General features: G+C 63.0%; 21 protein-coding genes and 1 tRNA gene. 8 read left to right on the top strand and 14 right to left on the bottom strand.

All coding sequences use genetic code 11. From position 1 onward, the window contains the following. Positions 1-5: 5 nt before the first annotated feature. From prfA to rpmJ, 10 genes are all read right to left on the bottom strand, one after another. On the bottom strand, positions 6-1091 hold the full coding sequence (prfA, locus tag NW846_RS01230; RefSeq protein WP_011430291.1) for a peptide chain release factor 1: 1086 nt from the start codon (positions 1089-1091) through the stop codon (positions 6-8). Positions 1092-1161: 70 nt separating this feature from the next. Then, on the bottom strand, positions 1162-1383 hold the full coding sequence (gene rpmE / locus NW846_RS01235) for a 50S ribosomal protein L31 (protein WP_099812117.1): 222 nt from the start codon (positions 1381-1383) through the stop codon (positions 1162-1164). A gap of 77 nt (positions 1384-1460) precedes the next feature. Further along, positions 1461-1874 (bottom strand): 30S ribosomal protein S9, encoded by a 414-nt coding sequence (rpsI, locus tag NW846_RS01240; protein WP_011430293.1) that lies wholly within the window; start codon positions 1872-1874, stop codon positions 1461-1463. Further along, positions 1871-2326, bottom strand: a complete 456-nt coding sequence (gene rplM, locus NW846_RS01245; protein WP_011430294.1) for a 50S ribosomal protein L13 — start codon at positions 2324-2326, stop codon at positions 1871-1873. The genes rpsI and rplM overlap by 4 nt, the downstream gene beginning before the upstream one ends. Before the next feature lie 49 nt (positions 2327-2375). Next, positions 2376-3239 carry a tRNA pseudouridine(38-40) synthase TruA gene (gene truA / locus NW846_RS01250; RefSeq protein WP_011430295.1) on the bottom strand — a complete coding sequence of 288 codons (864 nt, stop codon included), beginning with the start codon at positions 3237-3239 and terminating at the stop codon, positions 2376-2378. A gap of 5 nt (positions 3240-3244) precedes the next feature. Further along, positions 3245-3595 carry a 50S ribosomal protein L17 gene (rplQ, locus tag NW846_RS01255; RefSeq protein WP_011430296.1) on the bottom strand — a complete coding sequence of 117 codons (351 nt, stop codon included), beginning with the start codon at positions 3593-3595 and terminating at the stop codon, positions 3245-3247. A gap of 72 nt (positions 3596-3667) precedes the next feature. Continuing rightward, positions 3668-4663: a DNA-directed RNA polymerase subunit alpha gene (locus tag NW846_RS01260; protein ID WP_011430297.1), complete on the bottom strand. Its 996-nt coding sequence runs from the start codon at positions 4661-4663 to the stop codon at positions 3668-3670. A 122-nt stretch (positions 4664-4785) separates the two neighbouring features. After that, positions 4786-5172, bottom strand: coding sequence for a 30S ribosomal protein S11 (gene rpsK / locus NW846_RS01265; protein ID WP_011430298.1), 387 nt, complete (start codon positions 5170-5172; stop codon positions 4786-4788). Between the two features lie 87 nt (positions 5173-5259). Next, positions 5260-5643 carry a 30S ribosomal protein S13 gene (gene rpsM / locus NW846_RS01270; RefSeq protein WP_011430299.1) on the bottom strand — a complete coding sequence of 128 codons (384 nt, stop codon included), beginning with the start codon at positions 5641-5643 and terminating at the stop codon, positions 5260-5262. A gap of 214 nt (positions 5644-5857) precedes the next feature. Further along, positions 5858-5974, bottom strand: coding sequence for a 50S ribosomal protein L36 (rpmJ, locus tag NW846_RS01275; RefSeq protein ID WP_011430300.1), 117 nt, complete (start codon positions 5972-5974; stop codon positions 5858-5860). Positions 5975-6141: 167 nt separating this feature from the next. Here rpmJ and NW846_RS01280 point away from each other — a divergent pair, with 167 nt between their 5' ends. From NW846_RS01280 to NW846_RS01300, 5 genes are all read left to right on the top strand, one after another. Further along, the gene (locus NW846_RS01280) at positions 6142-8100 is read left to right on the top strand and encodes a carboxypeptidase regulatory-like domain-containing protein (protein WP_414515146.1); all 1959 of its coding nucleotides are present in this window, start codon (positions 6142-6144) and stop codon (positions 8098-8100) included. Positions 8101-8158: 58 nt separating this feature from the next. After that, positions 8159-9196, top strand: coding sequence for a carboxypeptidase-like regulatory domain-containing protein (locus NW846_RS01285; protein WP_414347172.1), 1038 nt, complete (start codon positions 8159-8161; stop codon positions 9194-9196). Positions 9197-9382: 186 nt separating this feature from the next. Further along, positions 9383-11035 (top strand): phospholipid carrier-dependent glycosyltransferase, encoded by a 1653-nt coding sequence (locus NW846_RS01290; RefSeq protein ID WP_099812116.1) that lies wholly within the window; start codon positions 9383-9385, stop codon positions 11033-11035. Positions 11036-11143: 108 nt separating this feature from the next. Next, complete coding sequence (locus NW846_RS01295) at positions 11144-12193, top strand: Gfo/Idh/MocA family protein (protein WP_011430304.1); 1050 nt, start codon at positions 11144-11146, stop codon at positions 12191-12193. A 52-nt stretch (positions 12194-12245) separates the two neighbouring features. After that, a complete protein-coding gene (locus NW846_RS01300) occupies positions 12246-13199 on the top strand; it encodes a sulfite exporter TauE/SafE family protein (RefSeq protein ID WP_414347174.1) in 954 nt (317 codons plus the stop codon). A 117-nt stretch (positions 13200-13316) separates the two neighbouring features. Here the strand turns inward: NW846_RS01300 and pheA are convergent, their stop codons facing one another. The 4 genes from pheA to sppA all read right to left on the bottom strand — a co-directional run bounded on the left by pheA (position 13317) and on the right by sppA (position 17394). Then, positions 13317-14216 (bottom strand): prephenate dehydratase, encoded by a 900-nt coding sequence (gene pheA, locus NW846_RS01305; protein ID WP_414347169.1) that lies wholly within the window; start codon positions 14214-14216, stop codon positions 13317-13319. Between the two features lie 3 nt (positions 14217-14219). Beyond that, positions 14220-14594 (bottom strand): late competence development ComFB family protein, encoded by a 375-nt coding sequence (locus NW846_RS01310; RefSeq protein WP_041438331.1) that lies wholly within the window; start codon positions 14592-14594, stop codon positions 14220-14222. A gap of 429 nt (positions 14595-15023) precedes the next feature. Then, the gene (gene alr, locus NW846_RS01315) at positions 15024-16328 is read right to left on the bottom strand and encodes an alanine racemase (RefSeq protein WP_240527663.1); all 1305 of its coding nucleotides are present in this window, start codon (positions 16326-16328) and stop codon (positions 15024-15026) included. Positions 16329-16353: 25 nt separating this feature from the next. Then, complete coding sequence (sppA, locus tag NW846_RS01320; protein WP_011430309.1) at positions 16354-17394, bottom strand: signal peptide peptidase SppA; 1041 nt, start codon at positions 17392-17394, stop codon at positions 16354-16356. Between the two features lie 248 nt (positions 17395-17642). Here sppA and NW846_RS01325 point away from each other — a divergent pair. The 3 genes from NW846_RS01325 (at position 17643) to priA (ending at position 22327) form a co-directional block, all read left to right on the top strand. Beyond that, positions 17643-17715 (top strand) — tRNA-Ala (locus tag NW846_RS01325). A gap of 659 nt (positions 17716-18374) precedes the next feature. After that, positions 18375-19892: a hypothetical protein gene (locus tag NW846_RS01330; protein ID WP_011430310.1), complete on the top strand. Its 1518-nt coding sequence runs from the start codon at positions 18375-18377 to the stop codon at positions 19890-19892. A gap of 41 nt (positions 19893-19933) precedes the next feature. Continuing rightward, positions 19934-22327: a primosomal protein N' gene (gene priA / locus NW846_RS01335; protein ID WP_414515162.1), complete on the top strand. Its 2394-nt coding sequence runs from the start codon at positions 19934-19936 to the stop codon at positions 22325-22327. Positions 22328-22387: the final 60 nt, after the last annotated feature.

Consider the following 22387-nt stretch of genomic DNA (forward strand, 5'->3'; position numbering starts at 1 on the left):
CCCCCTCAGGATAGCTCCGCCAACAGCTCTTTTTGGTATAGGCCAATACAAGCCTGGATCAACTCGTCCAGCTCCCCTTCCAAAATTGGCTCGAGCAGGAAGTTCTGGTTGAGGCGGTGATCGGTAACCCGGTTGTCTTTGTAGTTGTAGGTGCGAATTTTTTCCGAGCGCGATCCCGTTCCCACCTGCATGCGACGGGCGGAGCTGATGGAGGCCTGTTGCTCCTGAAGCTTCATCTCGTAGAGCTTGGCCCGCAAAATCTGCATCGCCCGCTGCCGGTTCTGCAGCTGGGAGCGCTCCTCGGTACAAAACACGCGGATGCCGGTGGGTTTGTGGAGGAGGTCCACCGCCGTTTCCACCTTGTTCACGTTTTGGCCGCCCGCCCCGCCGGAGCGCGCCGTCTTGATCTCGATGTCCTTCGGGTCGATCACCACCTCCACTTCATCCACTTCCGGCATCACCGCCACCGTGGCCGTCGAGGTGTGGACACGGCCTTGCGCTTCGGTGACGGGCACCCGCTGCACCCGATGCACGCCGGCCTCGAACTTCAGCTTGCTGTAGACCTGATCCCCGCGAATTTCCAGGATGGCCTCTTTGTAGCCTCCCATCTCTCCTTCCGAGAGGCTGGCCAGGCGCACCGACCAGCCCATCTTCTCGGCGTAGCGGGTGTACATGCGGGCCAAATCCGCCGCCCACAGGGCCGCCTCCTCGCCGCCGGTGCCGGCGCGGATTTCCAACATAATGTTTTTCTCGTCGTTGGGATCCCGGGGCAGCAGCAGCAGGGTCAGCTTTTCCTCCAGTTGTTCTTGGCGGACGCGCAGTTGCTCCAGTTCTGCCCTGGCCATCGCCTCCAGCTCTGGGTCGTCGGAAGCCACCTCCCGCAGCAGCTCTTCCGTCTGCTTCAGCTCGCGAGTGAGCTTTTGCCACTCGTGAAAGGTCTGGACGGTGGCTTCTAGGGAGGAGCGGGCCTTGGCAATCCGCTGCAGCTCAGCCGGATCGGTCGCCACATCGGGATCGGCCAGACGTACCGTCAGCTCCTGAAAGGTGGCTTCAACGTTTTTAAGCTGCTCGATGAGTTGAGCAGAGGCCATAGATCCAGTGTCAGCGAAGACTCACAGCAATGCCCAGCAAGGCAGAAAAGAAACTCAGATTGAAGCTCGGCTACTTAGCTTTCTTGCCGCCCATGCCGTACTTGCGCATGAACTTGTCCACGCGGCCTTCGCTGTCAATGATCTTCTGGCTGCCGGTGAAAAAGGGATGGTTGCCCGACCAAACATCGACCTTCAGCTCCGGCTTGGTGGATCCCACTGTCATCACCACTTCGCCGTTGCAGATGACTTTGGCTTCGGGATACCACTGGGGGTGTATTCCTTTTTTGGGCATGGCAATCTCCTCCTCTGGGCCTGTTCCTATACCCTTGTCTATCAACATCTAACTTGAAAAAGCAATGGCAGGGATCCCTAGCGCTTCGAGTACTGGGGAGCCTTGCGGGCCTTGCGTAGGCCATATTTCTTCCGTTCCACGGCGCGCGGATCCCGTTTTAGGTAGCCCTCTGTCTTGAGGGGGCCGCGGTTAGCCGGATCCACCTCGCAGAGGGCGCGCGCCACGCCCAACTTGATGGCATCGGCCTGACCGTGGACGCCGCCGCCATGAGCCCGCACCAAGATGTCGTAGGAGTTCTCTAGGCCGAGGAGCTCCAACGGCGCTTTCACACTGGCCAGTAGCGCCTCCTGGTATTGCAGGTATTGGTCGCCGGGCCTGTCGTTGATGATCAGCTTGCCGGTGCCGGGCACCAGGCGCACGCGGGCGACAGCCGTTTTGCGGCGTCCGGTTCCCCAGTAGACGGCTCGTTGGCTGCTGGCTGCTTGGGTCATACTTTGGCTCCTGGGATCGTGTGGATGGGGTAAACCTGAGGTTGCTGGGCCTCGTGGGGGTGGTGGGGCCCGGCGTACACTTTTAGCTTGGTGAATTGCCGCCGGCCCAGGCGGGTGTGGGGCAACATCCCCTTCACTGCTTTCTCAATCACCCGCTCCGGCAGGCGAGCTTGCAGTTGGGCAAAAGTCTCGACTTTCATGCCGCCGGGACGGCCAGAGTGGCGGCGGTAGAGCTTTTGGGTGCGCTTTTTGCCGGTGACCACCACTTTCTCGGCGTTGATCACGATCACGTAGTCCCCCGTATCCAGGTGAGGGGTGAAGTTGGGTTTGTGCTTGCCCCGCAGGAGCTTGGCCACAACCACGGCCAAGCGGCCGAGGCGCTGGTTGGCAGCGTCCACCAGATACCAGCGAGGGGTTAGAGTTTCGGGGGGAGGAACGGGAGTTGTGTTCATGGCAGCCAAGGATGACATCAACCGCAGAATGGAATGGACAAGAAAACGCCTAGGCCAGGGAAGAAACACACAAAGCCGCCGACCAATCGGGGGTTTTGGGCAACCCCTGCAGGGGCAAGGCCCAAAAGGGCGGCGAGTGAGCGAAGCGGCGGCCAAAGGGATCCCCAGCATAGCCCACATCCACCAGGCACAGCCCTTGCGGAGGGGCGCTGTAGCGGGTGCGCATCCGGCTCCAGTCGTTGTGTTGCCAGAGGTGGACAAATTGTTGTGGGCTGATCTCGCCACGGCCCACCACCTCCAGGGATCCCACCAGCAGCCGCATCATGCGGTAGAGAAAGCCGCTGGCCTGCACCTCGATGCTGATGAGATCCCCCAGCCGCTGGCAGAGCACCTCCTGCACCTGCACCCGCGAGTGGGGCCGGTCGGATCCCCGGCGGCGAAAGGCTTCTAGGCTGTGCTCGCCCAGAAGAGAGTTGAGGGCCTCCGCCATCGGCTCCACCTGCAAAGGCCAGCGCACCTGCCAGCTAAAGAGGCGCCAGAACACATCCGGCAGCTCCCGGTTCAGGATCAAGTAGCGATAGCGGCGCCAGCGAGCCGAAAAGCGGGCATGCCAGAAATCGGGCACCTGAGCGGAAGCCAATACCACCACATCTTCCGGCAGACAGTCGTTGAGCACCCGCGCCCACTCCGTCGGCGGGATGCCAGAGGTGGTGTCGAAGTGGGCCACCTGGCCCGAGGCATGAACCCCCGTATCGGTGCGACCTGCCCCGTAGAGGGCCACCGGGTGCCCGGCCCGCAACGCAATCGCCTCCTCCAGTACCCCTTGCACGGTGCGGTGGCCCGCTTGCCGCTGCCAGCCGCGAAAGCCGCTGCCGAGGTACTGAATTTTCAGGGCAATGCGACGGCTCTGCATGGGGCCTACACCAACTCGATGACCGCCATTTCTGCCCCGTCGCCCCGTCGACGCACCGTGCGCAGGATGCGGGTGTAGCCCCCAGGCCGATCGCGGTAGCGCTCCGGCGCTTGCTCAAACAGGGAGCGCACCAGCTCCTTGTCATAGATGTAGGCCAGGGCCTGCCGCCGCGCTGCCAGAGAGCCGTCCTTGGCCAGGGTGATCATTTTCTCAGTGGTGGCGCGAATGGCTTTGGCGCGGGCTTTGGTGGTCGTGATCCGCCCTTCCCGCAGCAGGGCCGTGGTCAGCGCCCGCATCAGGGCCTTGCGCTGGTCGGCGGGCTTGTTGAGGTGAGGGGTACGACGGCGGTGACGCATAGTAGCCTCTGCCTTTTATCTTGTGTCCTGTGGAGATGTTGACCGGTTTTGCCGCAGCGAGCCGGCAAGGCTCTACGTCTTGCTCCTTTCGCGGGGCAAGGTTAGGCCTAGGCGGTTCTTCAAAGCTTGCACCACCTCTTCCGCGGATTTTTGGCCGAAGTTTTTGATCTCCAGCAAATCCTCTTCGGTATAAACCAATAGATCCGCCACCGTATTGATTTGAGCGCGCTTCAGGCAGTTGTAAGCCCGTACCGAGAGCTGCAGCTCTTCGATGGGGATCTGGTTCTTCTGGTTATCCTCAGCTTGCCGGGGCTCTGGCGGGGTGTCGAAGCTGACCTCCTGCAGCGGCGAGAACAGGCCCACCAAAATGCGAGCCGCCTGGCTGAGGGCCTCCTGGGGGGTGAGGCTGCCGTTGGTCCAAATCTCCAAAATTAGGCGATCTTTTTCCAGAGATTGTCCCACCCGCGCCGCCTCAACGGTGTAGTTGACTTTGCGCACCGGCATGAAGACGGAGTCGATCTGGAGAAAGTCGATGGCCATCGATTTGCTGTCGGAGTAATCGACGGCACGGTAGCCACGTCCGCGGCCAATCATGAACTCCATTTCCAGGATCGCCCCTTCCGCCAAGGTGGCAATGTGATGGCGGGGGTTGATCACTTCCACCTCGCTGGGCAATTGCAGCTTCTCGGCGGTCACCTCTCCCGGCCCTTGTGCCACCAAACGGCCCACCTGCGTGTCGGGAGCGTTGGAGCGCAGCACCAGCTCCTTCATGTTGAGTAGGATCTCCATCACGTCTTCCCGCACCCCCGGCACCGTGGAAAACTCGTGGGTCACCCCGGCAATGCGTACAGCGGTTACTGCCGTCCCTTCTAGGTTGGAGAGCAACACCCGCCGCAGGGCGTTGCCCACCGTGATCCCTTGACCCCGCTCCAGTGGCCCCAGGGCAAATTTGCCGTAGTGAACGCCATTGGCTTCCTGATGGGATTCGACGCACTCGGTCTGGTAGGGAGCAGCACTAGAAGCGGCTTTGCTGCCCAGATTGTGGAGGGTTCGGCTGGTCTGCATCATAGAGTAGCCCCGTCCGTCTGGCTCAACATCTGTTTGGAGAACTTAGAAGACTGGAGGCCATGCCTCACATCCTGCAGGAGGGCAAGCCTGTCGCCAGCGCTTGGCCCGCCCTGGGGATCCCTTTAGACGCGCCGCCGCTTGGGGGGACGGCAGCCGTTGTGGGGAATGGGAGTGATATCTCGAATCAGGGTGATTTCTAGACCAGTGGCCTGCAGAGCGCGAATGGCGGTTTCCCGACCGGCGCCAGGGCCACTCACCATTACCTCAATCTGGCGCATGCCGTTCTCCATGGCCTGACGCGCTGCGCTCTCTGCCGCCATTTGGGCTGCAAAGGGGGTGCCTTTCTTGGCGCCCTTGAACCCCGTAGAACCTGCGGAGGCCCAAGACACCACGTCGCCATTGGGATCCGTGATGGTGACGATGGTGTTGTTGAAGGTGGACTGAATGTAGGCCACACCGTTGGGGACATTCTTCTTGACCTTGCGTCCGCGCCGTTGCTGCCGAGCCATGACCTGTGCGTCCTTTGAACAACTTTTACATCCCGTTTTGCAGTTTGGAGAGGGTGGGAAACTCTGACCGCCGCCCCAGCCGCGCCACTACTTCTTGGCGGGAGCTTTCTTCTTGCCGGCCACCGTCTTCCTGACCCCCTTGCGGGTGCGGGCGTTGGTGCGGGTGCGCTGGCCACGCACAGGCAGGTTCAGACGATGGCGGCGGCCCCGATAGGTGCCGATGTCGATCAGCCGCTTAATGTTCATCGCCTCCTGCCGGCGCAGATCTCCCTCCACCTGGTACTCGCCTTCTACCACTGCCCTCAAGGCGGCCACCTCGGCGTCGGTAAGGTCGCGGGTGCGGGTATCGGGGTTGATGCCGGTCTTCGCCAAAATTTGGCGGGAGCGGGTCAGCCCAATGCCGTAGATGTAGGTGAGGGCGATCTCGACTCGCTTGTCGCGTGGGATGTCAACTCCCGCAATCCGTGCCATGGTCGGTGGTACCTTTCAAACAAACTTAGATAAACTTGCTCCATAGGCCAGGCCGAGGTTGGCGGCGTGGAGCTTTGGCCGGAAGACGTCGCTGTTGAGGTGAGGAACCCAGAGTCTCCTCTCGCCAAGAGAGGGGTTGCTTGATCTTCCGCGGCGGCAGCAGGGCCGTTTGGATCTGTTCCCCACCGTCGGGCGCACTCCTCCATCCGCCCCTCTACCCCTGCCGCTGCTTGTGCTTGGGGTTGGCAGGGCAAATCACCATCACCCGGCCATGGCGGCGGATGACTCGGCACTTTTCGCAGATTCGACGGACGGAGGGCCGCACCTTCATGGTTTATCCTGACGAAACCAGCGAATATCCATTCTAAGGTCGCCGCGGCAGACTGTCAAAAATTGTTTGGGTTTTCTGACGTGAATCCAATAGGGAAGGGCGAGCAGGTTGGCTATGCTGGTTGGGCGCAGAAGCAGAGCAGGCGCGGTTGAGGAGCGAAGAAGGCGATGCGCTGGCAATGGCTGGTTGTGCTGATGAGCGGCGTGCTGGGCTTGGGATCCCCCGTGTTGGGGCAAGGGATCCCTTCGCCGGAAACAGGCTCTCCCGCTTCTGGGGGGAACCTCTCGGCGGACGGGAATGAACTGAGGACAGAGGGGGATTGGCTGTTGCCCTTGCCCAGCTCTGCCGATTGCCTCGATGCGGTGCCGGAGCGGGGCTGGCTGGCGGTGGGACTGTTGGAAGCGCAGGCAGTGGCGCTGCTGGATGGGGCGAGCGGGGATCCCTTGTGGCAGGTGGCGGTGGGGTTTGCCCCCGGCGTGGTGCGGGTGGATGCGGCACGGCAGGTGGTCTATGCCGCCGGCCCCCATGCTCCTGGGGTGGTGGCCCTCGATCTGCTCACCGGAGAGCTGCTGCAGGCCTACGGGCTGCCGGCGGGGGTTCTGGACATGGCTGTGGATGCGGCCAGGGGGCGGGTTTTCGCCTCCCTGCCCGCCGCCCAAAGCTTGGCGGTGATTCCCGCTCCGAACCGCCAACGGCATGGATCGGAGCCGCCGCAGGCCCGCAACTTGCCGCTGCCGGGGCCACCTTTGGCTTTGGCCTATGCCCCAGAGCGGGGATCCCTGTTTGTCGGCCTGGCTGGGGAGGATCCCCTCAGCCTGCTGGTGGTCAACCCCGACAATGGAGAGCTGCTGGCCCGCTGGCGCGGCGGCAACACGCCGGAAGCCATGGTCCTAGATGCGCAACGGCAGCGCCTGGTGGTGCTCAACTCGGGCAGCCAAGATCTGACGGTGCTGGATCTGGATCGCAGCGGCGAGGCTCTGCAGCGGATTGGCTTGGATTGGCGACCGACGCGGCTGGCCCTTTCTCCCGATGGCCGCTGGGCCTACGTGACCTCCCGCAACAGCGACCGCCTGCAAATCGTGGATCTGGAGGTGGGGCGATTGGCCGCCTCGCTGCGGCTGGAGGGGCAGCCAACGGGTTTGGTGAGGCTGGGCGATCGGGATCTGTGGGTGGTGGCGGCAGGGATCCCGGCTTTGCGGCGTCTGGTGGATATTGAGGCTCAAGTTGGCGAGCGCGAGACCGAGGCCCAGATCCCCTCTTCAGGCAACCGCGGGGTGGTGACGGGGCGGGTGCTGGACATTGCCGGCCAACCCGTCCAGACGGGGGTTTTGCGCCTGGCCGCCACCTCTACCCAACCCCAGCAGACGGTTCGCATCGCCGCCGACGGCACCTATGTCCTGCCGGAACTGCCGGCGGGGCTGTACCTGGTGGATGTGGAGGTGCCGGGGTTTCCGCCCACCAGCACCCAGGTGGAGGTGCGGGCCGGTTTTGTATCCAGCCAAGATATTCGCCTGCCGCCGGGGCAGCCGGCCCGCCAGCCGGAGGGCATTGGCCTGTTGCCGGATGAGCCGGTTTACTCGGATGAGCTGGCCCGCCACCTCAGCCTGGCCCTGAAGGAGTTACAGCCGCAGCGACCCGTGATCCTCCTCAAGGGGCCACTGGGGCCGGATCCCCGCTTTGAGCCGCTTTTGCCCCTCGTCCAGGATCTGACACTCTTGGATCGGGATGAGCGCTACACCGCCGACTTGGCCAAGCTGAAGGCCGTTGGCGATGCCCTGGGCTTGCGCTACATCCTCTTGACTCACCTGCAGATCTCGCGGGATTACAACCGCCAGGGCAGCCCGCTGCTGAATACGGCCTTGCGCTTTCTGGCGCCGACGGTGCCGGTGGAAATTCCCAATTTCACCCCCAACCAGTTGCGCAGCCGCGGGGTGGTGGTGGTGGTGGACTTGCAGCGGGATCGACCGGGGGATCGGGCTCGCTACTACGAGGCCTATGGCCGGGACGACGTGGGCGGGGATCCGCTGTTTGAAGATGCGGCGGCGGGCCTGTTTCGGCTGCAGGTGCGCAACATGGTGCCCGTCTTTATCCAACAATGGCAGGCCAACAATCCCTTTGCGGGGTGAGGATCCCTGCAGCAGGATTTTGTCTCTCCAGAACCCACTGCGATTAGGGGATGTCGCCATGCCTTTCTTCTTCCTCACTTCGCTGCGGCGCAGGGTCCGCTTGGGCAGTCTGGCTCTCTGGTGCTGGCTGGCACTGACTCCAGGAGCGCTGGCCCAGGCGCCGGCCACCCCCCTTCCCCGTTTCACGCCGCTGTTTCCTTCTCATAACAGAGATCAAGCGGGATCCCAGGCGCGGCTGGTGGGCCAGGTGAGCAACAGCCTGGGTCAGCCGGTGGCCGGGGCGCAGGTGCAGTTGGAGGGCTTGGAGAACCTCGATCAGCCGATCCAAACGGACGAGCAGGGGGCGTTTGAGCTCAACCAGGCTCCTGCCGGACGTTGGATGTTGACCGTATGGCACCCCGACTACGAAATAGTGCAACAGGAGATCCTGCTGAAGGCGGGCCTGACCACCCCTGTAGATGTGGTTTTGCAGGTGCCCATCCGGCCCCAACCCCGGCGTCGCCTCGGCGTTTTGGGAGTGGGAGGACTGGAGCACACCCAGCTTTTAGGCCAGCGCCTGGCCATGGAGGCAGTGCGCCTGGGCCTGATCCCCAATAGCGAGAAGGTGGTGCCCCTGGACAACCGCCGCCTGCAGCCGATTCTGCGCCAGGTGGGCTGGCCGATCTACGAGCTGTTTGAGTGGGATCGCCGCAAGCCGGAAGCGGTAGGCCAGTTTTTCGATTACCTAGGCCTGGAGGCCATCGTCATCGCCCGCGTCGATGTCCTCACCCGCCCGGCCTCGCCCACGGAGGTGAGCCTGCGCTCCCGCAGCCGCCTAGAGCTGTGGCGGTTTGACGAGCAGGGCAACCTCGTGGCGGAGGTATTGGCGGAGGCCAGCCGCGACCAGGTGGAGCGGGGCAACCTCAACGCCGCTGAGCTGGCGCAGCTCTACCAAATCCAGGTCACCCAAATCGCCGCCGAAATCGGATCCCGCTGGCAAGCCAATCACCCCCTGGCCTCCTACCTAGAACTGGCCCCAGGCGAGGCCCCACCCCCGCCCTCGCGCCTGGATACAGCGGTGGAGCTGGTCATCCCCACCCCTACACCCACTCCCTAGAGCTCGCCCCCTCCCGTAGCCCCAGAAGTGGGGGTTCCAAGCAGCCGCTGTCAGCCCTATGCCCCGCAAAGTCGGAGCAAATGGCTGTTCTCGAGATCCTCCAGCTCTTCTAGGGAAGTCCAAAGAAGGGGAGCAGGGGCTAAAGTAACACTGGGGATCCTCGCCGTTTGTTGTTGGCTGCTGCCCATGAGTTCCGAACCCAACCCTCTTGCCGAAGATCGAGATCTAGGCCCGGAAGGAGATGAGCTGTCGCCAGCGTCTTCCGAGGGCGTTGGTGGAGTGGGATCCGGCGATCCTCCCGCTGCAGCAGAGCTCGCCACTTCCTCGTCCGCTTCTGCCTTGGTCGGGATTTGGCCGGAGGGATCCCGCCGCTGGCTGCTGGGGGGAGCGCTCGCCATCTTTCTGGTGGGCCTGGGGCTGCGCCTGTGGCGACTGGCCGAGTTGCCGGCGCCGGTGTTCGACGAGGTGTACTTTCCCAAGTTCGCCCAGAACTATCTCGACGGCGAGCCCCTCTACGACGTGCATCCGCCGCTGGGGAAGTACTTCATCGCCCTCAGTATCCAGCTTTTTGGCCGCAACGAGTGGGGCTTTCGCCTGGCCACCGCCTTGTGCGGATCCCTGATCCCGCTCTTGCTGACCGGCTTGGCCTACCGCCTCACCTATCACGTGGGCTTTGCCCTGTTGAGTGGGGCCCTGCTGCTCACGGACGGGGTGTTTCTGGTGGAGTCCCGCTTTGGCCTGATTAACGTGTACCTGGTGGCTTTTGGCCTGGCGGCCACCATTCTGCTGCTAAGCGGGCTGGAACGCCGCGGTTGGCAACGGGCCGTTCACCTGACCGGCTCGGGGATCCTCCTGGGGGCGGCGGCTTCCGTGAAGTGGAACGGCCTCTGGTTTGCCTTCATGTTTGCCCTGTTGGGGATCCTTGTTTGGGCGGTGGTCTGGCTGCGCCCGCAGTGGATCCCGCGTCTGGGCATTTTGATCCAAATCCGCCACCTGCGCTGGTGGCACTATGCCTTTTGCTTTGTCCTTGCGCCGCTGGCTTTCTACGCCATCCAGTGGATCCCCCACCTGCAGCTCAACCCGCAGCAGGGGCTAGCCCTGGGTTGGAGCTGGACTGGGATCCAGAATTACTTTCGCTCTCTAGTGCTCATCAATCAGGCGGTTTACAGCGGGCACCTGCATGCCGATCTCGTGGTGGACGAAAACACCCCCGTTCACCCCTACTGCTCCACCAGTTTGCGATCCCTGGTGGCCTGGTTCCCGGCGCTGCGCCCTTGGCTGACCACCCCCTTGGCCTCGGCAGGAGCCTGGTCTTGGCCGATTATGGGCCGCCCGGTGGGCTACTACTTCGCCGCGCAGGGCGACCTGTGGCGAGTGGTCCACGGCCTGGGCAATCCCTGGCTGTGGTGGCTGGGGACGGGATCCATCCTGGTGCTGGTCTGGCGGGGGATCCGCCGCTTCCATGGCGTGGAAGCCTTTATCTTAATTGGCTATGCGGCCAACTACCTGCCCTGGTTTATCGTCAGCCGCTGCGTTTTCATCTACCACTACATGAGCGCTCTGGCATTTAGCACCCTGGCCCTGGCCTGGCTGGTGCTGCTGGGCTGGCAGAGCTATCGCCGCTTCTGGCGCGGGGCGAGCATCACGGCAGTAGCCTTGGTTTTGGCGTCTTTTCTCTTCTTTTTCCCTGTTTGGTTTGGCCTTCCCCTCAGCCCCGGCGGATTTTATGCCCGCATGTGGTTCCGACCCACCCCTGTGCCCCTATTCTGCTTCAGTCCCCAAGCCTGCGAGCGGGCCCCCCTGCGCCTGCCGCCCATTCCCGGCTTGAACTGGATTTGAGGAGGGCATGGTAAGCTTTGTGCAGTTTGTTTCAGGAGTAGCTGCGCTTCGTTGCCCAAAGGCGGGGTGCGGTTTGTCAAGCGCTTGTGGTGGAGGTAGTGGAAACCTATGGCTCGATCCTGCCCGCGTCCTGCCAACTCTCCCCGCCGTTACCCCGGGCAGCCGGTGCCTGTGGGCGTCATTGGAGTCGGCAACATGGGCCAGCACCACGCCCGCGTCTTCAGCTTGATGAAGGATGTGCAGGTCGTAGGGGTAGCCGATATCAATGTGGAGCGGGGTTTGGATGTGGCCAGCCGCCACCGCGTTCACTTCTACGAGGATTACCGCGACCTGCTGCCCCACGTAGCGGCAGTAGCCATCGCCGTGCCGACGGTTTTGCACCACGAGGTGGGCATCGCCTGCCTGGAGGCGGGGGTCCATGTGCTGATCGAAAAGCCCATTGCCGCCAGCATCGCTGAGGCAGAATCCCTGGTGAACCGCGCTGCCGATTGCAATTGCATTTTGCAGGTGGGGCACATCGAGCGTTTCAGCCCCGTTTTTCAAAAGCTGGGCCAAGTTTTGCAAAGCGAAGAGCCGCTGGCCTTCGAGGCCCACCGCCTCAGCCCTTACTCTGACCGGGCCAGCGACGTGTCGGTGGTGTTCGACCTGATGATCCACGACATCGACCTGTTGCTGGAGCTGATCCCCTCCCCAGTAACCCAAATTACCGCCAGCGGCAACCGCGCCTCCAAGCTGGGCTACCTGGACTACGTCACTGCCACCCTCACCTTTGCCAACGGTGCCATCGCCACCCTCACGGCCAGCAAGGTTACCCATCGCAAGGTGCGCAAAATTGCCGTCCACTGCAAAAATGCCCTGGTGGAAGCCGATTTTTTGCACAACGAGATCTCCATCTATCGCCAGGGATCCAGCAGCAGCGACTACGGCCAGGTGTCCTACCAGCGGGACTGCCTCATCGAGAAGGTTCACATCGAACCCATTGACAAGCTCCACGCCGAGCTGGAGCACTTTATCAACTGTGTGCGGGGGGGCAGCCAGCCGTCGGTGGGCGGGGAGCAGGCCCTGAAGGCCTTGAAGTTGGCTTCCGAGGTGGAGCGGATCGCCTTAGATGGATGCGCCTGGAGGGAGGCCAAACCCTGCCGCAGCTTTTTGTCTTAGCTTTGCCGCCGGCCTCCAGGCGGGGGCAGGTGGTATCTTCTGCCAGCCGGTCATGGGTGGGGAGGGCGAGGAGGGCAGAGGCTTTGTGGAGAGGCAAGGTCGGGCAATCGTGGTAGAAGAGGGGTTAGCCTTAGCAATCGGCGGCCTGGCGGCAGGGATCCTGGCCGGTTTTTTGGGCATTGGCGGCGGGACGATCTTGGTGCCCTTGCAGGTGAGCTTGGGGATCCCGCCGCTGCAGGCGGTGGCCACCAGCAACTTTTCCATTCTCCTCACCTCCTTGGCCGGCAGCATCCAAAACTGGCGCATGGGGATGCTGGATCCCAAACGGGTAATTTTGCTGGGGATCCCGGCTCTGTTTACGGCGCAGGTTGGGGCGATCCTCGCCAGTCGCCTGCCCGGCTATCTGCTACTAGCGGCCTTTGGGGTGCTGTTGCTGGCGAACATTTACCTGGTGGAGCTGCGCAAAACCGTGGTCGCCCACGCCCAAGCGTTGGAGAGGCCAGGGGTTGTTGCCGGGGGGACGGACGACGCTGGAGAACTCCGCGACCGCCCTGCTGCCGAGGGGCAGATGCCGCGGTGGCTGGCCCGCACCCTCACCGGTGGCGCTGCCGGCTTGTTGGCGGGGCTTTTCGGCATCGGCGGTGGCGTCATCCTGGTGCCCCTGCAGATCCTGCTGTTGCGAGAAACCCTCAAGGTGGCCATCCAAACCAGCTTGGGGGCAATTGTTCTCACGGCAACTGCTGCTACCCTCAGCCATGCGGGCCTGGGCAACTGGATGGCGAACGCGCTCGGCTTTGGAGATGGCACCATCCGCCAGAATGTGCTCTGGATCCCGGGCCTGATCCTGGGTGCAGGTGGGTTGGTCGGCGTCCAGATCAGCACCCGCACCCTGCCCAAGCTGCCGGATGAGATCGTCGGCCTGCTTTTTCGAACCTTTCTCGCCGGGCTTTCCCTCTACGTTTTTTGGCAAGCCTGGCAGGACTACCAAGCCCTGGACAACCAGTAGCAATTCCCAACTTCGACGCCTCACCCTCCCCTATTCTTTTAGCGTATCTGGGTCTAGGAGGGGAGGGAAAGGCTTCGGGATCCCCGCAGATAGCAAGTCGGGCCTGGCCGGCCTGTCCTATTCTGAGTTGCAAGGACGACGCTCGCTCGGCTTGCTGAGGTCGTGGACGGGGTAGCTGCCGAAAAGCTTCAGGGTTTCTGCGATCGCTTCCAGGGCAGCGATTACCTCTGCATCCAGATAGGGTTGGCCGACCGGATTCTCCAGATCGACAAAAAAGACATAGGTCCCCGCCGATTTCTTGGTGGGGCGCGACTCAATGCGCGACATATTGAGGCCCCGCTCTGCAAAGACTTGCAGCGGCTTTAGCAGCGCCCCTGGCACATTGTGGGGCAGGCTGAAGGCCAGGGAAGTGTGGGATCCCCCCGGTGAAGATCCGCAGCGGCCCACCACCCAAAAGCGAGTGGAATTGTCCGGGTGGTCGTTGATTGGGCAGGCCAAGACCGGCAGTTGGTAAAGCTCTGCAGCCCGCTCTGAGGCAATGACAGCAGCTTTGGGCTGGCTTTGCAGCCGCTCCAGTTCTTCGGTGGTGGAGCGGGTTGGGATCAAGGTGGCCTGCGGCAGGTGGGATCCCAGCCAAGCCTGACATTGGGCCAAGGCTTGCGGATGGGAATAGACCTGCTCGATCTGCTCCAGCCGGGAGGCGCAGCCGATGAGGGCATGGCGGATGGGCAGGATCAGCGCCTGGCGAATGCTCAGCCCCTCCAGTTGCCAGAGGGCATCCAAGGTCATCGAGACCCCGCCCTCAACGGAGTTCTCCACCGGCACCACCGCCCATTCTTGCTCGCCCGCAGCCACGGCTGCCAAGCAGGCGCTAATGGTGGGGTAGGGCACCAGAGGATGGGACCCCTGGCTATGGAGATGGGGCTGCTCGGGACAGGCGAGCAGAGCGGCCAACTCCGTGTAGGTTCCAACAGGGCCGAGGAAGGCTACCGGCGCAGAGGAGACGATTAAAGCCATTCTTTAGTTTTGTTTGCGAGTGTCGCTAGGAGCCAGCTCTAACTCTACTGCCTCGACGTTGCGCTGCAGCGGGCAATCAGGCTCTGGGCAACGGGGATTTGCCGCCACTATCTCCATAGCCTTCCCCACCTCCCGCCGAATCAGGCTCTGCAACTCTTGATCTGCTTGGATGGCTTCCAGGGTGTATATGGAGCCTTCAAAACTGGTGGTGTAGCGGGGCTGGAGGTTGTTGAGGGCCAAGGCGGCGGCATCGTGACAGAATCTCTCACAGGAGCAGTAGCGCTGCTGGCTTTCCAGGAGCAGCAGCTCGTTCACCATCTCCAGAACAGCCCGCTCCATCTGATTTTCCAACCTCTTCAGAGGTTTGCGTGCCTCCATGGCTGCCTCCCGATGTCACTGATCCCGCCGCCAGTCCTCATTTTCCAAAAACAGGACGGTTCTCGGCTTACTTCTGAGGCTGCTATATCCTTCACTACTTGACAAGTCAGGAAAAGCTACCCTACGTAAACTACCCGACTCCGACCGCCCCCCAACCCCCTGTATACGGGGGGCAGGGGGGCGGGGGGATATAGGGGGCTCCTGCGGTTTCTAGCTCAACAGGAAGAGAAGTGACCGCAAACCCCCAGGCGCCGACGCGGCCAGCTACAATTTCACCCCAACTCCTCTGCTGGCGGGAGTCAGTTCTCACTTGCTAGCCCCTCTACCAGAATTGAGGGGGGAGGTAGGGATCCGAACCCACGCTTAAAACCTCGCCTGCATTTGCTGCTACCATAAACCGCCCAACAAAAACGTGCCATAGCGTCAACGTCAGCTAGCTTCCCCGAGCACGTTGACCAGCACTCTCGGCAGGCGGGCAGAAAGTCCGCACAGCAGTTCATAGGAAATGGTGCCCAACTGATCCGCCCAATCCTGGATTGAGAAACCCGCACTCGCCAGATGGGGGCCCAGCAGCTCCACCACATCACCCACCTGAATATCCGGCCTCTCGGTGACATCCCACATGCACTGATCCATCGTGATCGTGCCCACCTGCTGGATCAGGCTGCCGCGCACCCACCCCCGCAGCCAGCCGGAAAGCCGCCGTGGGATCCCGTCGGCATAGCCGATGGCCAGTGTGGCAATGCGACTGGGGCGAGAAGTGACGTAGCGATGGCCATAGCTGACGCCGGTGTGGGCGGGTACGGTTTGGATGTGGGTCAACCGCGCTTTGAGGCGCAGGATCGGCCGCAACCCCGGCACCTGCAGGTGCGGGGCAGGAGACAAGCCGTAGAGGGCCAGCCCCAACCGCACGCGGGGATAGTGGAGATGGGTTAGGGCGCCGGCGGAGTTATCCAGATGCAGGGGGGGCAGGGGATCCCCGGCCTGGCGGATCTGCTCCACCACCTGGGCGAAGCGGGCCTCTTGCTGGGCCATCACCGGAGAATCGGGCTCATCTGCCGTTGCGAAGTGGGAAAACAGGCTACAGCCTTCCAGCTCGGGGATCCGGCAGATCTGCCCCCACACGGCGGCGGCCTCTTGCCAGGGAATCCCCAGGCGGGTCATGCCCGTATCGACGTTGACGTGGACAGGAACAGGCCGCCCGGCCCAACGGGCCACCTGGCGCATCACGGGGATCTGCTCGGCCCGGGTGAGGCTGACCTCCAGCCGCGCAGCCATGGCCTGCTGCAGCTCGGCCCAGGTATTCAAAGCCCCCAACACCAAAATCGGGGCCTGGAGGCCGGCCTGCCGCAGCTCGATCCCTTCTGCCAGGGTGGCCACACACAACCCCTTGGCACCGGCAGCGAGGGCTATGGGAGCCACCAAGCGAGCTCCATGGCCGTAGGCATTGGCCTTGACCACTGCCCAGATCTCAGTGTCTGGCGACAGGCGCGCCTGCAACAGACGCAGATTTTCTCGCAATTGGGCTGCGTCAATTTCCACCCATGCCCGGCTGGTCAGCAGCTCCAGCTCTGGGTTGAAATCCGGCCAGAACCCCGTCTCGCCGACGGGATCCGCTCCCTGGGATCCCTGGCTCTGGGTCCACGAGGCGGACGCCGTGGCCAGGGGGCTATGCCCTGCCGTCGCCAGCGCAGAAGCGTCGTCCGGCGTGTGATCCACAGCTTCACCCCTCACACCAAGCCTATGATCACTGTCAGGTTTAGCGCAAAGTCCACCCGGGCGCCATCCACAGCAGCGGCACTTCCGGGATCCCGGCCACCTCGTGGCTCCCCAACAGTCGAGCGGGCCAGAGATTTTGCCCTTGCGGAGGCAGTCCTTGGCTCAATAGTCGCTGCAGGGCGCGTTGGAAGGGATCTCTCGCCGTTGCTGGCGACAAAGAGGGATCCCCGGTCATGCGCCGCAGATCTTCCACGGCTTCGGCATATCCTCCCAGGGCATCTACCAGGCCCAACTCCACAGCCTGCGCCCCGGTGAAGATGCGCCCATCGGCCAACTGGCGCACCCGCGCCTCATCCAAGCTTTGCCGTCGGGCGATCATCTCCGCATCCAGCACCTTTTCTGCCCCTTTGTCCGGCAAGCGCTGGCGTCCGCGGGCCACATCGCGAACGAACTGGTCGAGGGTATCCTCCACCAACTCTTGCAGCAGACGTTGCTCTTGGGGGGTGGCAGCCCGGAAAGGGGAAAGAATGTCTTTGTACTCGCCGGTTTTGAAGGTCTGCGGCTCTATGCCGTAGTTGTCGAGCAGTTTGCCAAAGTTGAGGCCGCTGATGATCACCCCTATGCTGCCGGTCAGGGTGCCCGGGTTGGCGTAGATCTTGTCGGCAGCACTGGCTACATAGTAGCCGCCGCTGGCGGCAACGTCTTCCATGACGGCAATCACCGGCTTGCCGGCTTCCCGCAGAGCCGTGACGGCGCGGTAGAGCTCCTGGCTGGATCCCACAGCCCCGCCCGGGCTGTTGATGCGCAGCAATACAGCCTTGACGGCGCGATCCTCGACAGCTTCCCGCAACTGATCTAAGGGAGAGGTGGGCAAACCTACCAAAGTCGAGCCCCGTGGCCCTCCTATCGTTCCCTCGATGGTAACCACCTCAATGCGATTCGCCCCTCGAGGGGCCTCTAGCCCGACGCCACCCCGAACCGACTCTGCGGCAGGTCGTGTGCCGCCAATAACAGCCGCAATCAGGCAGACCACCAGCAAGGAAGCGGCCAAAAGGCGGTTAAGCTGAGATCCCTGTGTCACAAGCCCCCCAATGTCGCTGACTCCGTTCTATCACCCGGCAAGCTCCTGCAACAGAGGGCAGGAGCCAGGTGGATCCAATCTCCACTTTTGCAAGTGGACGCTCCAACCCAACTCTTGACAAGGATCTCCCGTCTATTTAGGATAGATTCCCGTACTTTTCACCGCCAAAGCAGCTTCTACAGGCTAAAATTGTAGTCTGGAGCGGGCATAAATCAATTCCCCAGGCTCTTGCCGGAAGGCTGCATCTTGGGGCTTTAGCTCAGTTGGTAGAGCACTTCAATGGCATTGAAGGGGTCAGCGGTTCGAGTCCGCTAAGCTCCATTGGCCTGATAGCATCCGAGGCCCAGCAAATGGTCACTCCTTCCCTCCGACCGGAGGAGACGGCTTCGGCCATGGGATCCCCGCCTTGCGGGAGGTATCTGAGCCGCCGTGAGGCAACCCGGCCATGGTCGCCCCCCTTTCCCCGTATACGGGGGGAAGGGGGTACGGAGCGGGGCTCCTGCGGCTTCTAGCTGACGCTGCCTCAATCCCTTGCAGATCTGCGCCGATCCCTGGGCGAAGGGCCCCTGCCATTGGACAAAGATGCTCTAAAACGCCGCCGAATTATAGGGTGCAACTAAATAAAAAATGGTGCAAACTATTGGTGGTGGCAGGCTGGAGGGATCCCGGCCAGCGATAGTGTGTACTGCGGGTGAAGCAAGGGGGGCAATCGTAGCAAGCTCTCAAGGCAACCCCAGGCCGCAGCTGACCTCTGGGGGGAAGGGAGACGTCTTCTGGCGAAAAAACGGCCAAACAGAGGTTCCGCTGCCAGCTCAACTCCCTGATGAGGAGCCCCCAAGACAAGAAGGGCGGCCAACAGGCCTCGGAATCGGAAAGAAACCTTACAAGATCCCTCCCCTGGCTTGAACCCACCGGAAAACTTCTCTATACTGCAGGGAACTTTATCCTGTACCTCCCCTTCTTCATCTTCGCTTTAACCTATGCGTGCTCCCTCCTCAGGCGACTCGGATCCCACCTTTCCCGAAGCTCAAGCCGGCCAGTCGGCCAAGGACTCCGTCCCGCTTACGCGAACGGAATCGGATCCCAATCCAGAGCGGCATTCGGCCCTGAGGCAGCGGCAGCAGTTGGAGGCTCGGCTACTCGAAGCCGAAGCGGAGCTGCAGGAGCGGCGTGCCCTTCAGGAAAAGCTACAAGCTGAAGTAGAGGCGCTGCACAGTCAACTGGCCGAGAGGGAACTGCAGTCTCGCAAGCAGCAACAGCAGATAGAGCTCTTGCAATTGAAAGCCCAAACGCCTGCAGACGCTGCTTGGGAAGCCGAATGCCGAGCCCTGCGCCAGAAGGTGGCCGAGCAAGAAAAGGCGCTGCAGGAGCGGGAACATGCCCTGCGCCAGTTGCAACAGACTTTGGCAGAGCAAAAAGTTCAGCTCTCGGAGCAGGAAGCTCAGCTGGCGGCGCGGCAACGCCTCAACGAGCGGCAGCGCCAAGATATCGAAGCCCTACAGGAGCAGATCGAGCAGCTACGGCTGGCCCATGCTCAGGAGCGCCGTCAGTGGGAACACCGTCAGCAGGAGCTACAGGCTTCTCTGGTGGAAGCTCAAGACCTGGCGGAAAAACGGGTGGAGATGTTGCAGCGTTTCAAGGCAGAGCTTTCGTTGGCCCGCACCCAAATTGCAGAAACTCAGGCGGAGCTGAACAGCCTGCGGGCTCTGTACAACGACCAACGGGCAGCCTGGCAAGAACAGCGGGAACATCTCGAGGCGCGTCTGGCGGGCTATGCCGAGACAGAGGCGGAAGCGGAGCAGCGCTGGCAGGAACAACGGCAGGAATTGGAAGCGGCGCTGGCCGATGCCCAGGCGCAACTGGCCGCTTTGCAAGCTCAGCAAGAGCAATGGCGTCAGGACTCCCGGGAGCAGCAACAGCAGTGGCAAGCCCAGGTCGAAGCGCTGCAAGCTGCCCTCGCCCAAGCGCAGGCGGAAATTGCCCATTGGCAGCAGGAGCACCGCCGTCTGGAGGAACGGTACGCCCAGGCCCAGCAGCGCCTCGGCGATCTGGAGCAGCGGCTCCAAGCAGCTCTGGCCCAGCTTGCCGACCAACCCACCTGGCAATCGCAATTGCGCTCTGCCCAGATCGCCGTCACCCATCTGCAGGAGCAAACAGAGGCCTTGGAGGGGCAGGTGAGGGCCCTGCAGGCGGAACGCGCCGCCCTCGCCGAAGAAAACCGCTCCCTGAGAGAGAAGTACGAGCAGCAGCAGATGCACCTGCTCAGCCTGAAGACGGCTTTGGAGCGCAAGGGAATAGACATCCCGCCTCGCGCTGGTGCAGCGGCTCCCAATGCTGCCGACACGCCAACACGGTCTGAGTCTCTCGCTTCGCTCCAGGCCGCCAAGCCCAAGTCTGCCCTATGGACTCCGTCCCGCTTACGCGAACAGTCCCGGCCTTTGCTGGCTCGCCCTGATAAGCGGGCAGTGGATCTGCCGCGGTTCTTGCCCCGACCGTGAGGGATCCGGTGGCGCAGCCTGCTCCTCCCCGCTGGCTGGAGGTGTGGGTGGATCATCCCCACTTGGGGGGCTGCTTCACCTACCGCGTGCCAGAGGGATGGGAGCCAGAAGCGGGCGATCTCCTCAGCGTTCCCTTTGGCCAACAGGTGGCGGGGGCGGTGGCTCTGGGCTGGCGCTCGGAGTTGCCGACAGGAGTAGATCCCCAGTCGGTGCGAGAGATTGAAGCGGTGGTGGCCAAAGGGATCCTGCCCAAGGATTTCTGGCCTCTGCTGCAGCGGGTAGCCAACTACTACCTCACCCCCCTAGCCCAGGTGGTGCGCACCGTTTTGCCGCCGGGCTTGCTGAGCCGCTCCCAGCGGCGGATCCGCCTGGTTGGATCCCCGCCAGGGGAATGTTCGCCGGCTGCCCAGGCTTTGCTGCGGCTGCTGCGGGAGAAGGGAGGGGAGCTGTCTTGGCGTTACCTCCAGCAGCAGGTGCCTGGCGCCGAGGTCGCTCTGCGGGAGCTGCAGCGGCGGGGTTGGGTGGAAAGCTTCTGGCAGGAGCAGCAGGGGGGCAGGGTGAAAACCCAACAGGCGGCCACCTTGGTGGAGGACTTGCTGGAGGGGCTGAGCTTGCCCCAGCAGAAAGCGCTGCAGATCCTCAAGCAAAAGGGGGGGGAGCTGCTGCTGGTCGAGTGGGAGCGCCTGGCGGGGGTGAGCCGGTCAGTGCTGCAGAGCCTAGCCCGCAAAGGCCGGGTGCACCTCTACGAGCGACCCTTGCTGCGGCTGGGAGAGGCCGAGCGGCCTGTGGAGAAAGATTTGCCCAAGCCTCTGACGCCAGCCCAGGCCGAGGCAGTGGCGGCCATCCAGCAAGCCCTGGGGCGAAACCAACGCTTTCTGCTGCATGGGGTCACCGGCTCCGGCAAGACAGAGGTGTACCTGCAAGTCATTGCCCAGGTGCTGCAGCAGGGGCGGTCAGCCTTGGTGCTGGTGCCGGAGATCGGCCTTACCCCGCAACTGACGGATCGCTTTCGGGCGCGGCTGGGATCCCGCGTGTGGACCTACCACAGCGGCCTCTCAGCCGGCGAGCGCTACGACCTCTGGCGGCAGATGTTGGTTGCTGTCCCCCAGGTGGTGATCGGCACCCGCTCGGCGGTGTTTGCCCCCTTGGCCAACCTGGGTCTCATCGTTCTGGACGAGGAGCACGACGACAGCTTCAAGCAGGATCAGCCCCAGCCCTGCTACCACGCCCGTCAGGTGGCGGAGTGGCGGGCTGAGCTAGCCAACTGTCCCCTAGTTCTGGGCAGCGCCACACCGGCAGTGGAAACCTATGCGGTCCACCTGCAGGATCCGCAGCGCTGGGTTCGTCTCCCTTTGCCGCAGCGCATCCCCCAGGCGGGGATCCCGGCCACCCTGCCCCGGCTGGAGCTGGTGGACATGCGCCAGGAGCTGCAGGCGGGCAACCGCAGCATTCTCAGCCGCCGCCTGCATCAAGCTTTGCACGAGACTTTGAAGAGGGGGGAACAGGCCATCCTCTTTGTCCCCCGGCGGGGGCACAGTACCTTTGTCTTGTGCCGCAGTTGCGGCTTTGTCCTCACCTGCGCCCACTGCGACGTCTCCCTTACCTTTCACCTGGAGGGCGGGCAGGAGCTGCGCTGCCACTACTGCGGCGCCCGCCAACCCCACCCCCAGCACTGTCCTGCCTGCGGCTCGCCCTACCTCAAGCACTTCGGCACCGGCACCCAGAAGGTGGTGGAGGTGCTGCAGCAGCACTGGCCGCAGGTGGCGATTTTGCGCTACGACAGCGACGCCACCCGCCGTAAGGGATCCCACCGGGATTTGCTGGAGCAGTTTCGCAGCGGCAAGGCCCAGGTGCTGGTGGGCACCCAGATGCTCACCAAAGGGCTGGACATCCCCCAGGTGACGCTGGTGGGGGTGGTAGCCGCCGACGGGCTGCTGCACCAGCCTGACTACCGCGCTGGCGAGCGCACCTTTCAACTGCTGACCCAGGTGGCGGGCCGGGCAGGCCGCGGATCCTTGCCAGGCCAGGCCATTATCCAGACCTATTTGCCAGAGCACCCCATCTTGCAAGCGGTGCTGGCCCACAACTACGAGGGCTTTGTCCAGGCCGAGCTGCGCCAACGCCAAGAGGGGGGCTACCCTCCCTACCGGGCGTTGATTTTAATTCGCCTGAGCAGCAGCCGCCTGGAGGCGTTAGAGCGCTACTGCAGCCGCCTAGCTGAGGGCCTGCAAGGGATCCCGGCGGAGGTGTTGGGGCCAGGACCGGCCCGAGTGGAGCGGGTTGCCGGCCGCTACCGCTGGCAGATCCTCCTCAAACAGCTTCCCGATCAGCCCTGGGATCGCGCCCAGATCGATACCCACCTGCGCCGCGCCCTTGGACATATTCCCCAGGGGATTCGCGTCAGCCTCGATGTGGATCCGCTGCGGATCCTCTAGGGGCGGCAGTTTTGCCGCAGCTTGGCGTTGGATGGCCCCAACCTGTTTTATAGTCGTTTA

The organism is Synechococcus sp. W60.3 (genome assembly GCF_047502615.1).
Classification (GTDB): domain Bacteria; phylum Cyanobacteriota; class Cyanobacteriia; order Thermostichales; family Thermostichaceae; genus Thermostichus.

What these genes read in the sequence shown, in the direction of transcription:
- rpsK (WP_011430298.1), bottom strand. Translation starts at nt 5,172, where the DNA reads ATGGCTCGGCAGCAACGGCGCGGACGCAAGGTCAAGAAGAATGTCCCC.
- rpmE (WP_099812117.1), bottom strand. Translation starts at nt 1,383, where the DNA reads ATGCCCAAAAAAGGAATACACCCCCAGTGGTATCCCGAAGCCAAAGTC.
- rpmJ (WP_011430300.1), bottom strand. Translation starts at nt 5,974, where the DNA reads ATGAAGGTGCGGCCCTCCGTCCGTCGAATCTGCGAAAAGTGCCGAGTC.
- rplQ (WP_011430296.1), bottom strand. Translation starts at nt 3,595, where the DNA reads ATGCGTCACCGCCGTCGTACCCCTCACCTCAACAAGCCCGCCGACCAG.
- NW846_RS01330 (WP_011430310.1), top strand. Translation starts at nt 18,375, where the DNA reads ATGCGTGCTCCCTCCTCAGGCGACTCGGATCCCACCTTTCCCGAAGCT.
- NW846_RS01310 (WP_041438331.1), bottom strand. Translation starts at nt 14,594, where the DNA reads ATGGAGGCACGCAAACCTCTGAAGAGGTTGGAAAATCAGATGGAGCGG.
- pheA (WP_414347169.1), bottom strand. Translation starts at nt 14,216, where the DNA reads ATGGCTTTAATCGTCTCCTCTGCGCCGGTAGCCTTCCTCGGCCCTGTT.
- NW846_RS01295 (WP_011430304.1), top strand. Translation starts at nt 11,144, where the DNA reads ATGGCTCGATCCTGCCCGCGTCCTGCCAACTCTCCCCGCCGTTACCCC.
- NW846_RS01290 (WP_099812116.1), top strand. Translation starts at nt 9,383, where the DNA reads ATGAGTTCCGAACCCAACCCTCTTGCCGAAGATCGAGATCTAGGCCCG.
- truA (WP_011430295.1), bottom strand. Translation starts at nt 3,239, where the DNA reads ATGCAGAGCCGTCGCATTGCCCTGAAAATTCAGTACCTCGGCAGCGGC.
- NW846_RS01285 (WP_414347172.1), top strand. Translation starts at nt 8,159, where the DNA reads ATGCCTTTCTTCTTCCTCACTTCGCTGCGGCGCAGGGTCCGCTTGGGC.
- rpsI (WP_011430293.1), bottom strand. Translation starts at nt 1,874, where the DNA reads ATGACCCAAGCAGCCAGCAGCCAACGAGCCGTCTACTGGGGAACCGGA.
- rplM (WP_011430294.1), bottom strand. Translation starts at nt 2,326, where the DNA reads ATGAACACAACTCCCGTTCCTCCCCCCGAAACTCTAACCCCTCGCTGG.
- NW846_RS01300 (WP_414347174.1), top strand. Translation starts at nt 12,246, where the DNA reads ATGGGTGGGGAGGGCGAGGAGGGCAGAGGCTTTGTGGAGAGGCAAGGT.
- NW846_RS01280 (WP_414515146.1), top strand. Translation starts at nt 6,142, where the DNA reads ATGCGCTGGCAATGGCTGGTTGTGCTGATGAGCGGCGTGCTGGGCTTG.
- prfA (WP_011430291.1), bottom strand. Translation starts at nt 1,091, where the DNA reads ATGGCCTCTGCTCAACTCATCGAGCAGCTTAAAAACGTTGAAGCCACC.
- rpsM (WP_011430299.1), bottom strand. Translation starts at nt 5,643, where the DNA reads ATGGCACGGATTGCGGGAGTTGACATCCCACGCGACAAGCGAGTCGAG.
- NW846_RS01260 (WP_011430297.1), bottom strand. Translation starts at nt 4,663, where the DNA reads ATGATGCAGACCAGCCGAACCCTCCACAATCTGGGCAGCAAAGCCGCT.